The sequence below is a fragment of the Geodermatophilus sp. URMC 61 genome, from assembly GCF_052931555.1.
In genome coordinates, this window is record NZ_JBRFHZ010000002.1 from 4750814 (window position 1) to 4763428 (window position 12615).

Consider the following 12615-nt stretch of genomic DNA (forward strand, 5'->3'; position numbering starts at 1 on the left):
GCCCTCCACGACGAGAGGAACACCGTGTACGAGGGGGCCGTCCAGGACCTCATCGACGAGCTCGGCCGGCTGCCCGGCGTCGGACCGAAGAGCGCCCAGCGCATCGCGTTCCACCTGCTGGCGGCCGAGTCGGCCGACGTCGGCCGACTGGTCGCGGCGCTGCAGCGCGTGCAGGCCGAGGTCCGGTTCTGCAGCACCTGCTACAACGTCGCCGAGGGCGAGCAGTGCCGCATCTGCCGCGACCCGCGGCGCAGCGACGACGTCATCTGCGTCGTCGAGGAGCCCAAGGACGTCGTCGCGATCGAGCGCACCCGGGAGTTCCGTGGCCGCTACCACGTGCTCGGCGGCGCGATCAGCCCGATCGAGGGCGTCGGCCCCGACGACCTGCGCGTCAAGGAGCTCATGACCCGGCTGATGAGCGGCACGGTGACCGAGCTGATCATCGCGACCGACCCCAACCTCGAGGGTGAGGCGACCGCCGCCTACCTGGCCCGCCTGGTCGGCCCGCTGGGGCTGGCGGTCTCCCGGCTGGCCAGCGGCCTGCCGGTGGGTGGTGACCTGGAGTACGCCGACGAGGTCACGCTGGGCCGGGCGTTCGAGGGCCGCCGCCGCATCGACGCCTGAAGAAGGACCCCCTGCCCCCCACCGCTCGCAAGCTCGCGGCGGGGCCCTGCAGGGGGGCCGCCCGTCCTCCCACCCTCCGCGAGCTCAGGGCGGGACCCGGGACGGGGCCCGCGGCGAGTCGCTGGACGGGCCTGCCCGGGACGGGGGGACGTGGACCGTTCCGAGCGCGGCAGTCACGAGCAGGTAACGGTCGCCTCCGGACCGTCGGGAACACGCAGCCCCCGTGCTACGCATGGGTGATCGACACCCACGGCCCGGTGTGACGCGCGATCTCTTCGGCGTCCACGCGGGTCCTCAGGAAGAAGTGAAGGTAGGCGGATGACTTCCGTTTCGACCGGTGGGCGACGCGCGCGCGTCGCCACGGCGGGCCTCGCGGTGACCGCGCTGGCCCTGACCGCGTGCGGCGGCGGCGGTGGTGACGAGGGCGGCGGTTCCGGCGGCGGTGGCGGCGGGGACGCGCTGACGATCGGCACCAGCGACAAGATCACCACGATCGACCCCGCGGGTTCGTACGACAACGGCTCGTTCGCCGTCATGAACCAGGTGTTCCCGTTCCTGATGAACACCCCGTTCGGCAGTCCCGACGTGGAGCCCGACATCGCCGAGTCGGCGGAGTTCGTCTCGCCGACCCAGTACCAGGTCACCCTGAAGCCCGGCCTGAAGTGGGCCAACGGCAACGACCTGACCTCGTCAGACGTGAAGTTCACGTTCGACCGCCAGCTGGCGATCAACGACCCCAACGGGCCAGCGTCCCTGCTCTACAACCTCGCCAGCGTCGAGACCCCGGACGACACCACCGTGGTGTTCACCCTGAAGACCGAGAACGACCAGGTCTTCCCGCTCATCCTGTCCAGCCCGGCCGGCCCGATCGTCGACGAGGACGTGTTCTCGGCGACCGAGCTGACGCCGGACCAGGAGATCGTCGACGGCAACGCCTTCCACGGCCCCTACACGATCACCAACTACGACCTGAACAATCTGATCTCCTACGAGGCCTACCCCGACTACCAGGGGCTGCTCGGGGCGCCGAAGACCGAGCAGGTCAACGTCCGCTACTACGCGGACTCCTCGAACCTGAAGCTGGACATCGAGCAGGGCAACATCGACGTGGCCTTCCGCAGCCTGTCCGCGACCGACGTCGAGGACCTGCGCGGCAACGACCAGGTCGAGGTCGTGGACGGCCCCGGCGGCGAGATCCGCTACATCGTCTTCAACTTCAACACCCAGCCGTTCGGGGCGACCCAGCCCGACGCCGACCCGGCCAAGGCCACGGCCGTGCGCCAGGCGGTGGCCCACCTGATCGACCGCGGCGAGCTGGCCGATCAGGTCTACAAGGGCACCTACACCCCGCTGTACTCCTTCGTCCCCGAGGGGCTGACCGGCGCCACCACGCCGCTGCGGGACCTCTACGGCGACGGCAACGGCGGCGCCGACCCCGAGAAGGCGGCGCAGGTGCTGCAGGCCGCGGGCGTGCAGACGCCGGTGCAGCTGAGCCTGCAGTACTCCAACGACCACTACGGGCCGTCCTCGGGTGACGAGTACGCCCTGATCAAGGACCAGCTGGAGTCCTCGGGGCTCTTCGCCGTCAACCTGCAGACCACCGAGTGGGTGCAGTACTCCGAGGACCGCGTCGCCGACGTCTACCCGGCCTACCAGCTCGGCTGGTTCCCGGACTACTCCGACGCCGACAACTACCTGACGCCGTTCTTCCTCACGGAGAACTTCCTCAGCAACCACTACACCAACCAGCAGGTCAACGACCTGATCCTGCAGCAGGCGGTCACCGCCGATCCGGCCCAGCGGCAGGCCCTCATCGAGCAGATCCAGCAGCTCGAGGCGCAGGACCTGTCCACGCTGCCCTACCTGCAGGGTGCCCAGGTCGCCGTCGTCCGGACCGGGGTGGAGGGCGCGGCGGACACGCTGGACGCGTCCTTCAAGTTCCGCTACGGGGCCCTGAGCCAGGGCTGACCGGACCGGCCTGAGAAGGTAGCGACACCGGCCCCGGGTGACCCCGCCGCCACGGCGGGGCCGCCCGGGGCCTCCCATGTGCGGAAGTGATGGCATGACCACAGCAGCGACCGAGCTCGCGGCCGGCGACCCGGCCCAGCAGGACGCACCGGCGGCCCGCAGCCGCCGCAGCAGCGGGGGACTGGGGAGCTACGTCCTCGTCCGCTTCCTGCTGATCATCCCCACCGTGTTCATCCTGGTGACCACGGTCTTCTTCCTGATGCGCTCGACCGGTGACCCGATCACCGCGGCCCTGGGCGGGCGGCTGACCGCCGAGGAGCTCGCCCAGCGGGTGAGCGAGGCCGGTTACGACCGGCCCCTGTTCGTGCAGTACCTCGAGTACCTCGGCAACGTGTTCACCGGCGACTTCGGGACGACGCTGTCCGACCGGCGTCCGGTCACCGAGGTGCTCACCACCTTCGGGACGGCGACCCTCGAGCTGGCGGTCTACGCGCTGATCGTGGCCTTCGCCGTCGGCATCCCGCTCGGCCGGCTGGCCGCCTACGCCCGCGACCGGTGGCCCGACGCCGTCCTGCGGGTCTTCGCGATCCTCTGCTACGCCACCCCGGTCTTCTTCGCCGGCCTGGTGCTCAAGCTCGTCTTCGCCAGTGGGCTGGGCTGGCTGCCGGTCGCCGGCCGGGCCTCGACCCGCGCCGAGATCGAGCTGCAGTTCCTCGACGACCCCACCGGCATCTACCTCGTCGACGCGCTGCGCCTCGGCGACAGCGAGGTCGTGCTCGACGTCCTGGAGCACGCGGTGCTGCCGGCGGTGGCGCTCGGGCTGCTGACCGCCGGGGTGTTCCTGCGGCTGGTGCGCACCAACGTCATCGGCACGCTCGCAACGGGCTACGTCGAGGCCGCCCGGTCCCGCGGGGTCGCCGAGCGCCGGCTGCTGCGCAAGCACGCCTACCGTCCGGCGCTCATCCCGATCATCACGGTGATCGGCCTGCAGGTCGCGCTGCTCATGGGTGGCGCGGTGCTGACCGAGACGACCTTCGAGTGGAAGGGGCTGGGGTTCCAGCTGGCCCAGTACCTGCAGGCCCGCGACTTCGTGGCCGTGCAGGGCATCGTCGCGCTGCTCGCGGTCATCGTCGCGGTCACCAACTTCGTCGTCGACGTCATCGCCGCGCTCATCGACCCCCGGGTGAGGTACTGATGGCCACCTCCGTGTCCGCCCCTCCCGAGGACGCGCCGCGCACCGACCCGTCCCGGCGGGGATGGCGCCGGCTGCCCGTCGTCCACCAGCTGCGGCAGAGCGTCGGGCTGCAGCGCGGCATGCTCGTCGCCGGCCTGCTGCTCACCGGCCTGTTCCTGCTGACCGCGCTGTTCGCCCCGCTGCTGGCCCCCTACGGGCACGCCCAGCTGCGCGACGCCGACGGACCGTTCGGCGCCCAGCAGCCGCCGTCGGCCGAGCACTGGCTGGGCACCACCGTCGGCGGCTACGACGTGTTCTCCCGGGTGGTGTACGGCTCGCGCACCGCGATCCTGGTGATCGTCGTCGCCATCGTGCTCTCGCTGTTCGCCGGCGTGCTGATCGGCCTGGTGTCGGGCTACTTCGGCGGCTGGCTGGACCGCGTGCTGGTCGTGGTCTGCGACGCGGTCTACGCCTTCCCCTCGCTGCTGCTGGCCATCGTCATGGCGATCGTGATCAGCGGCGGGCAGTCCAGCCTGTTCGGCGGCATCCTCGCCGCGGCGATCTCGATCACCGTGGTGTTCATCCCGCAGTACTTCCGCGTGATCCGTGCCGAGACGGTGCGGATCAAGAACGAGGCCTTCGTCGAGTCCGCCCGCGTCGTCGGGGCCGGGCACTGGCGGATCATGACCCGGCACGTGCTGCGCAACGCCACCCGCACGCTGCCGCTGATCCTCACGCTCAACGCCTCCGAGGCGATCCTCACCCTCGCCGGTCTGGGCTTCCTCGGCTTCGGCATCGAGCCCACCGCGGCCGCGGAGTGGGGGTACGACCTCAACGCCGCCCTGTCCGACGTCACCAGCGGCATCTGGTGGACGTCGATCTTCCCCGGCCTGGCGATCGTGCTCGTGGTCCTCGGGCTGACCCTGGTCGGCGAGAGCCTCAACGACCTGGCCGACCCGCGGCTGCGCAGCCGCCGCGCGGTGACGTCCGGGGAGGCCGCCGAGACCCCGGTCGTGCCCGGCGGGACGCTGGACGCGGGCCCGGGCGGCCTGGACGGGATCGAGGAGACCCACCGATGACCACTGCACCCGAGCCCGTCGTCGACATCGACGACCTGTCGGTCTCCTTCGCCACCGACGCCGGCCCCATCGCCGCCGTCCAGGGGGTGAGCCTGTCGGTCGCCGCCGGCGAGGTCCTCGCCGTGGTGGGGGAGAGCGGCAGCGGGAAGACCGTGACCGCGCGCAGCATCCTCGGGTTGCTGCCGGAGACCGCCACCACCCGCGGCGCCGTGGTGCTGCGCAGCCGGGACGGCGCCGAGCAGCACGACGTCGTCACGCTGTCCCGTCGCCAACTGGGGGACGTGCGGGGCCGGGACGCCGCGATGGTGTTCCAGGAGCCCTCCACCGCGCTCAACCCGGTGTACCCGGTGGGCTGGCAGCTCGCCGAGGGGCTGCGCGCGCACGGGAGGTACTCGCGCAAGGAGGCCCGCGCCAAGGCGATCGACGTCCTGCGGCGGGTGGGCATCCCCGACCCCGAGGAGCGGGTCGACCACTACCCGCACCAGTTCTCCGGCGGGCAGAAGCAGCGCATCGTCATCGCGCAGGCGCTCGTGCTGGACCCCGGGGTGATCATCGCCGACGAGCCGACCACGGCCCTCGACGTCACCGTGCAGGCCGAGATCCTCGACCTGCTGCGCCGGTGCCGCGACGAGTTCGGCGCCGCCATCGTGCTGATCACCCACAACATGGGCGTGGTGGCCGACCTGGCCGACCGGGTCGCGGTCATGTACCAGGGGCGGGTCGTCGAGCAGTCCGACGTCCGGACGCTGTTCTCGGCGCCCCAGGAGCCCTACACCCGGCAGCTGCTGGCCTCGGTGCCCCGTCTCGGGGAGGGCCGGGCCCGCGCGCAGGAGCGGGCGGCCCGTCGACCGGCCGGCTGGGCCGACGCGACGCCGGTCGTCGAGGCCCGCGACCTGCGGATCGTCTACCCGGGGCGGCTGCGCCGTCCGGACTTCGTCGCCGTCGACGGCGTCGGCTTCGCGATCCGGCCGGGGGAGGTCCTCGGGCTGGTCGGGGAGAGCGGCAGCGGCAAGACGACGATCGGGCGGGCCATCGCCGGCCTGACGAAGGTCACCGGCGGGTCGCTGCAGGTCCTGGGCACCGAGATGAACGGGGTCCGGGAGAGGGCGTTCCGGCCGGTGCGCCGGCGGATCGGCTTCGTCTTCCAGGACCCGGCGTCGAGCTTCAACCCGCTGCTCACCATCGCCGAGGCGGTCGCCGAGCCGCTGGTGGTCAACGGCCGTGCCGACGACCCGCGCGCCGCCCGCGGCCGGGTCGACGAGCTGCTGGAGGCGGTCCAGCTGCCGAAGAGCTTCGGCGACCGCTTCCCGCACGAGCTCTCCGGCGGGCAGCGGCAGCGCGCCAGCCTCGCCCGGTCGTTGGCGCTGGACCCCGAGCTGCTGATCGCCGACGAGCCGACCTCCGCCCTCGACGTCTCCGTGCAGGCGCGGGTGCTCGAGCTCTTCGCCGAGCTGCAGCGCGAGCTCGGGTTCGCGTGCCTGTTCATCAGCCACGACCTCGCCGTCGTCGACCTGCTCGCCGACCGGATCGCGGTGCTCTACCGCGGCCGGCTGGTCGAGGAGGGAGCCGGTGCCGAGGTGCTCGGCGCGCCCCAGCACCCCTACACCCAGCGGCTGCTGGCGTCGCTGCCCGTGCCCGACCCCGCGGAGCAGGCCCGCCGCCGGGAGACCTGGCAGGGCCTGACCCAGGCAGAGGCACGGGCAGAGGCATAGGAGGCTTTGCCTATGCCTGAACCCCTCGGGACGTAGGCAGAGCCTCCTATGCCTTACTCCAGGACGACGTCGTCCCCGCGGCGGACGGCCCGGCGGACGCGCAGCCGCAGGACCCGGGCGTAGGCGCGGACCAGCTGCGTGTAGCCCGGGGTGGGCCCGTGGTAGCCGAGGAAGCCGTGCGGGCCCTCCACCATCTCGCCGGTCCGGACGTCGTAGCGGCTCTGGTGCCACGGACAGACCAGGCAGCCGTCGGCGTCCACGGTGCCCTCCGAGAGGTCGGCGAGCTGGTGGCGGCAGCGCCGGGAGACGGCGAAGTACCGGCCGTCCCGGTTGCCGACCGCCCAGTCGCCGACGCGGCGGACCGCTCCCGGCGGCAGGTCGGCGGCCGGGATCCGGTCGGGCTCGATCATGCGTCCTCCAGCGGTCTCGGGGGGCTGCGCTCGCGGTCCGCTCCCACGGGGCGCCCCGCTCCTCGCTGCGGTGCTACCCGCCGGGACGACGGGTCAGACCGACCGGCGCGGGTAGGGTCGCCGCACCCGAACCCGGAGGTCCTCCCGTGCGCCGGCTGCCCGCCGTCCTCGTCCCGCTGGCTGCTGTGGTCCTCCTCGGCGGGGGCCCGGCGCTCGCCGAGCCGCCGCTCGACGTGCCGGCGCAACTCACCGACGACGTCGACGTCCTCACCCCCTCCGACGAGTCGCGGGTCGAGGACTCCCTCGACCAGCTGCGCTCCGCCGACGGCACCCAGCTGTTCGTCGTCTTCGTGGCGTCGTTCGGCGGGGTGCAGCAGGGCCAGTGGGCGCAGGCGACGGCCGAGGCGTCCGGGCTGTCGACCGGTGATGCGCTGTTCGCCGTCGCGGTGGACGACGGGCGCTACGGCTACTGGGTGCCCGACGACTTCCCCCTGACCGACGCCGAGATCGAGCAGCTCCTGGTGTCCGACGTCGAACCGCTGCTGTCCGAGGGGGACTTCGTCGGCGCTGTCGACACCCTCGCCGACGGGCTGGCCGGGGGCGGCGGCACCGGTGGGGGTCCTGACGACGGCAGCGGGCTGGGCACGGTCGCGGTGGTCGGCGGCATCGCGGCGGTCGCGGGCGGGGCCTACCTGGTCTCGCGGTCCCGCCGGCGCCGGCAGGGCCCGCCGCCCACCCAGCGGCTGGAGCGGCCCGACCCGCACGCCGGCGTCCCCACCGAGCAGCTGGAGGCCCAGGCCAGCACGGCGCTGCTGGAGCTGGACGAGGCGGTCAAGACCTCCCGGCTCGACCTCGACTACGCCCGGCTGCAGTACGGCCAGGACGCGGTCGCCGGCTTCGCCGAGGCGCTGGCCGCCTCCGAGCAGGACCTCGCGCGGGCGTTCTCGCTGCGCCAGCAGCTGGACGACGAGTCGGTCGGGCGGGAGGCCGGCGCAGCCGAGCCGACGAAGCGGCGGATGCTGGCCGAGATGCTGCAGCTGACCGCCGCGGCCGACGCCCGCCTCGACGAGCAGGCCGAGGCGTTCGACCGGCTGCGCGACCTGGAGCGCACCGCGCCGCAGGCCCTCGACGCGCTGGCCTCCCGTGCCACCGCGCTGCGCGGCCGGCTGCCCGCTGACGAGGAGCGCTTCGCCGCCCTGCAGCGCCGCTACGCCCCGACCGCGCTGGCACCGGTCGCCGACAACCTGGCCCAGGCCCGGGCGCGGCTGGACGCCGCCGAGCGGGAGATCGCCGAGGCACGGGACGAGATCGCGGCCGGTCGCTCCGGCGCCGCCGTCGGGGACATCCGGGTGGCCGAGGACGCGCTGGCCCAGACCGGGACGCTGTTGGACGCCGTCGCGCGGCTGGGTAGCGACCTGCAGGCGGCCGAGGCCCGGGTGGCGCAGGTGCGGGCCGAGACCGAGCAGGACCTCGCCGAGGCCCGCGCGCTGGTCGCCGGGGGCACCGGCAGCGGACTGCGGCCACAGGTGGCCCGCGCCGAGGCGGCCCTGACCGCGGCCGACGCCGCGCTGCACCCGGCCGACGGCGGCCTGCCCGACCCCATGGCGGCGCTCCGTCAGCTGGAGGAGGCCGACATCGCGCTGGAACAGGCGCTCGCCGTGGCGCGGGACGCCGACGAGCGGGCGCGGCGGGCCGCGGCGTCACTGGACCAGGCGCTGCTCACGGCCCGCTCGGCCATCGCGGCGGCCGGCGACTTCATCAGCACCCGCCGCGGTGCCGTCGGCCCCGAGGCCCGCACCCGGCTGGCCGAGGCGCATCGGCACCTGGACCTCGCGGTCGCGCAGGGGCGTACCGACCCGGTCGGCGCGCTGCGCGAGGCCCAGCTGGCCGACACGCTGGCCCAGGAGGCGCTGCAGCGGGCGCAGTCGGACGTGGCCGGCTGGGGCGGTGGCGGGTACGGGCCCGGCGGCTTCGGCGGTGGGTACGGGTCCGGCGGGTTCGGCGGCGGCTACGGCGGGGGCTACGGACGCGGCGGCGTGGACCTCGGCAGCCTGGTGCTCGGCGGGATCCTCTTCGGCGGCGGCGGTGCCGGGGGTTACGGCGGCCCCTACGGAGGCGGTGGCGGCTCCCGCGGTGGCGGCTCCCGCGGCGGCGGGCGCCGTCCGGGCAGCTTCGGCGGCTCGCGCAGCCGCGGCCGCTCCGGCGGCGGCCGTTTCTGATCTCCGGCTGCCGACCCCTGGGAACTGTCGGTCCCCGGTGCCAGGGTGTCCTCCCCCACCCGACGAGGAGGAACGATGCCCACTCGCAACACCCCGTGGCCGGCCGGTACCCCCTGCTGGATCGACTACGGCGCCTCGAAGATCGACGCCGCGAAGGACTTCTACGGCCGCCTGTTCGGCTGGCAGTTCGAGGGCGGTGACCCCGAGTACGGCGGGTACCTCAACGCCACGCGCAACGGCGAGCCGGCCGCCGGCCTCGGCCCGCTGATGAACCCGGATGACTCCCCGGGCTGGACGACGTACTTCGCGACCGACGACGCCGCGGCCACGGCAGCCCGCATCCGGGAGGCCGGCGGCACCGTCGTCGTGGAGCCCATGGAGGTCGGGCCGATGGGCACGATGGTCATCGCCACCGACCCGCAGGGCAACGCGTTCGGCCTGTGGCAGTCCGGGGAGCACACCGGGTACCGCATCTTCAACGAGCACGGGTCGCTGGTCTGGAGCGAGGCGGCGGTCGACGACCCGGCGGCCGCCCGGGAGTTCTACACGGCGGTCTTCGGGTTCACCTGGGCCGAGGTCCCCGGCGCGGAGGGCTACCACACCTTCGCCATCGGCGACCGCATGCTCGGCGGCCTCGGCAGCCACCAGCCGGGCTCACCGAAGGGCTGGACGGCGTGCTTCGCGGTCGACTCCACCGACGACGCCGTCGCCACGGTGGAGTCCGGTGGCGGCAAGGTGACGATGGCGCCGATGGACACCGAGTACGGCCGCTTCGCCGTGGTCGAGGACCCGTGGGGCGCCCCGCTGTCGGTGATGCAGCCACCCGCGGGCAGCTGACGAAGGACCCCCTGCTCCCGGCCACTCGTGGAAGGACCCCGTCCTCCTCACGCCTCGCAGGCCCGGCGCGAGCCTCGGGACGGGGCCGGCGGCGGCCTGGAGGGGCCGGGCCGGGCCGGTGCGGCGGGGCGCGCCGGCCCGCGGCCCGGGCGTTCAGCCGCGCACCTGCCCGTAGGTGTGCTCCGGCCGCAGCCGGACGACGAGACGGCGGTCGGCGACCATGGCCGCGCGGTAGGCGTCCCAGTCGTCGTGCTCGCCGCTGATGGCCCGGTAGTAGGTGATCAGCTCCTCGACCGTGGCGTCGTGCGGGTCGGCCGCCACCGGGGTGAGGTCGGCGGTGCCCTCGACGGCGACCCACGTCCAGAAGTCCGGAGACGTCACGTGCAGGGTCGCCCGCGGGTCGGCCTGCAGGTTGCGGGTCTTGGCGCGGTCGGCGGTCACCGAGATGCGGGCCAGCTGCTGCTCGTCGTCCCACGCGTAGAAGAGGTTCGACAGCTGCGGGCGGCCGTCCCGCTTGAGGGTGGCGAGCACCCCGGCGTGCCGGGCAGCGACGAAGGCGAGCATCCGCTGGTCGACGGTCATCAGCGCACCCGGCCACGGGCCTTGAGCGGCACCGGGGGCAGCGGTGGAGCCTCCAGCCGGGCGCCCTCGTAGCCGACGACGGTGCCGAACCGCTCGTCCTCGGCGTTCCACCGCTCGGCGTACTCGGTGATCTCCTCGCCGGAGCGGCCGACGAAGTTCCACCACATGACGATCCGCTCCTCGAACGGCTCGCCGCCGAGCAGCAGCAGCCGGGTCGCCTCGGCGGCGCGCACCCGCACCGAGCGCCGTCCGGTGCCGAGGTAGAGCATCGCGCCGATGTCCAGCGGGGCGTCCTCCACCTCGGCCGACCCGGACGAGGCAAGCACGGCGTACTCGAAGTCCGGCTCCAGCGGCAGCTCGACGTCGGCGCCGGCGGCCAGGTCCAGGTCGGCGCCGACCAGCGGGGTGTGCGCGGTGCCCGGCGAGGTGGCGCCGCCGAGGCTGCCCATGAGCACGGTCGCGGTCAGCCCGTCGGAGGTGAAGCCGGGCAGGGCGGTGTGGTGGGCGAAGGCCGGTGCGGTGTCGCGGGCGGCCTCGGGCAGCGCCACCCACAGCTGGGCGCCGTGCAGGTACCGCGGGTGCACCGGCGGGGACTGCTCGGAGTGCGCGATGCCGTGCCCGGCGGTCATCAGCGCGAGCTCGCCGGGGCGGATGCGGGCGTCGCTGCCGAGCGAGTCACGGTGGTGCACCTCACCCTCGAGCAGCCAGGACACCGTCTGCAGGCCGGTGTGCGGGTGCGGCGGCACCTGCATGCCGGGGGTGGAGGCGATGTCGTCGGGGCCGTAGTGGTCGACGAACGCCCACGCCCCGACCAGCCGGCGGCCCAGGGTCGGCAGCAGCCGGCGGACGCGGGTGCTCTCGCCGAGCAGCACCTCCTTGCCCGGCAGCAGGTCCAGCACCGGGCCGGTGGCGGTGCCCTCCATCCCACCCAGCTCGCGGGCGGGCGGGCGGCGGTCGAGGTTGCTCATGGCGCGGACCTCCGGAGGGTGGGTGCGGTCGGGCTCATCGGGGCTCGGGAGCGGTCGGGCAGCGCAGCGCCGTCAGGTCCCAGCCGGCACGCCGGGCCCCGGCGACGTAGGCGCTCTCCAGGAAGTCCAGGACGACGGCGCGCGGGTCGGGCGCGGTGCGCGCGTCCTCGTAGGGCAGCAGCGCCAGGTGCGCGCCGCGGCTGTCGATCCAGCGCGCCGTGGCCGGCCGCAGCGGCTCCTCGGCCAGGCCCGGCGGCTCGGGGGCGGTGTAGGAGTAGAAGGCGGGCTCGGGCACCTGGTCGTCGCCGAACCAGAAGCCGGCGCTGATGACCTCGTGCGAGTAGGCCTCGCGGGTGACCGGGTCGACGTCCGCGGGTTGCTCCACCCGGCGGTCGGAGAAGCGGGTGACGGCGATGTCGAAGGTGTGCCAGAAGTGGTGCACCGGGCTGGTCTTGGCGTAGCTGCGCCCGGCGAACTCCTCGAGCACCTGCGCCACCTGCCCCAGCACCACCCAGTAGCGGGTCACCCGGTCGCGGTCGTAGGAGGCGTGGTGCTCGTCCTCGGCGAACGGGGTGCGGTCGGCCAGGTCGAACGGGACGGGGATCTCCACGGTCGCGGGCAGGCCGAGCGCCGCGAGCGTGTCGAGCAGCTGCCGGTAGAACGCCGCCACGCTCAGCCCGGGCAGCGGGAACGACGCCCGTCGTCCGTCGGCGACCGCCACCTCCAGCCGGTGGTCGACCAGGTCGAGGTCGACGGCGAAGACCGGGTCGAAGCCCATCGGGCGGGTGGTGAGCCCCTGGCCGGTGAGGTGGAACGGGATGTGCCACCAGTGGTTGCGCCGCGGGGCGTTGGCCAGCCGCAGCTTGCCGACGACCTGCAGGAACCGGTGCAGGGTCTCCTTGGTGTCGGCCCACTCGGCCAAGGGCATGGGCGGGAAGACGGACACGGGCGGCTCCTCCGTCGCGGGACCGGTCGCGGCCAGCATGACGATCCCGGGGGCCGGGCGGTAGCCGCCGCCCGGGGACGCCGGTTTGGCCGGGGA

General features: G+C 74.0%; 11 protein-coding genes. 7 read left to right on the forward strand and 4 right to left on the reverse strand.

Annotated elements, in window-relative coordinates:
• The first annotated feature begins 24 nt into the window (after positions 1–24).
• The 5 genes from recR to ACU610_RS22170 all read left to right on the forward strand — a co-directional run bounded on the left by recR (position 25) and on the right by ACU610_RS22170 (position 6557).
• Entirely contained in the window at positions 25–624 is a 600-nt protein-coding gene (gene recR, locus ACU610_RS22150; RefSeq protein ID WP_446769847.1) for a recombination mediator RecR, read from the forward strand.
• A gap of 318 nt (positions 625–942) precedes the next feature.
• Positions 943–2592: an ABC transporter substrate-binding protein gene (locus ACU610_RS22155; protein ID WP_446769848.1), complete on the forward strand. Its 1650-nt coding sequence runs from the start codon at positions 943–945 to the stop codon at positions 2590–2592.
• 94 nt (positions 2593–2686) lie between these two features.
• Entirely contained in the window at positions 2687–3787 is a 1101-nt protein-coding gene (locus tag ACU610_RS22160) for an ABC transporter permease (protein WP_446769849.1), read from the forward strand.
• Positions 3787–4845: an ABC transporter permease gene (locus ACU610_RS22165; RefSeq protein WP_446769850.1), complete on the forward strand. Its 1059-nt coding sequence runs from the start codon at positions 3787–3789 to the stop codon at positions 4843–4845. Before ACU610_RS22160 ends, ACU610_RS22165 begins: the two co-directional genes overlap by 1 nt.
• Positions 4842–6557: a dipeptide ABC transporter ATP-binding protein gene (locus ACU610_RS22170; protein WP_446769851.1), complete on the forward strand. Its 1716-nt coding sequence runs from the start codon at positions 4842–4844 to the stop codon at positions 6555–6557. The genes ACU610_RS22165 and ACU610_RS22170 overlap by 4 nt, the downstream gene beginning before the upstream one ends.
• 53 nt (positions 6558–6610) lie before the next feature.
• Here the strand turns inward: ACU610_RS22170 and ACU610_RS22175 are convergent, their stop codons facing one another.
• Entirely contained in the window at positions 6611–6967 is a 357-nt protein-coding gene (locus tag ACU610_RS22175) for a Rieske (2Fe-2S) protein (protein ID WP_446769852.1), read from the reverse strand.
• A gap of 146 nt (positions 6968–7113) precedes the next feature.
• Between ACU610_RS22175 and ACU610_RS22180 the strand changes: the two genes are divergently transcribed.
• Together ACU610_RS22180 and ACU610_RS22185 are read left to right on the forward strand one after the other, a co-directional pair.
• A complete protein-coding gene (locus tag ACU610_RS22180) occupies positions 7114–9186 on the forward strand; it encodes a TPM domain-containing protein (RefSeq protein WP_446769853.1) in 2073 nt (690 codons plus the stop codon).
• A 75-nt stretch (positions 9187–9261) separates the two neighbouring features.
• The gene (locus ACU610_RS22185) at positions 9262–10023 is read left to right on the forward strand and encodes a VOC family protein (RefSeq protein WP_446769854.1); all 762 of its coding nucleotides are present in this window, start codon (positions 9262–9264) and stop codon (positions 10021–10023) included.
• 153 nt (positions 10024–10176) lie between these two features.
• On the opposite strand, the gene ACU610_RS22190 is transcribed toward ACU610_RS22185, so the two are convergent.
• Genes ACU610_RS22190 through ACU610_RS22200 form a run of 3 tightly spaced genes read right to left on the reverse strand, consistent with a single transcriptional unit; the run spans position 10177 to position 12519 of the window.
• Positions 10177–10605: a PPOX class F420-dependent oxidoreductase gene (locus tag ACU610_RS22190; RefSeq protein ID WP_446769855.1), complete on the reverse strand. Its 429-nt coding sequence runs from the start codon at positions 10603–10605 to the stop codon at positions 10177–10179.
• Positions 10605–11573 carry a pirin family protein gene (locus ACU610_RS22195; protein ID WP_446769856.1) on the reverse strand — a complete coding sequence of 323 codons (969 nt, stop codon included), beginning with the start codon at positions 11571–11573 and terminating at the stop codon, positions 10605–10607. Before ACU610_RS22195 ends, ACU610_RS22190 begins: the two co-directional genes overlap by 1 nt.
• Before the next feature lie 34 nt (positions 11574–11607).
• Complete coding sequence (locus ACU610_RS22200; protein ID WP_446769857.1) at positions 11608–12519, reverse strand: DUF5996 family protein; 912 nt, start codon at positions 12517–12519, stop codon at positions 11608–11610.
• Positions 12520–12615 lie beyond the last annotated feature (96 nt).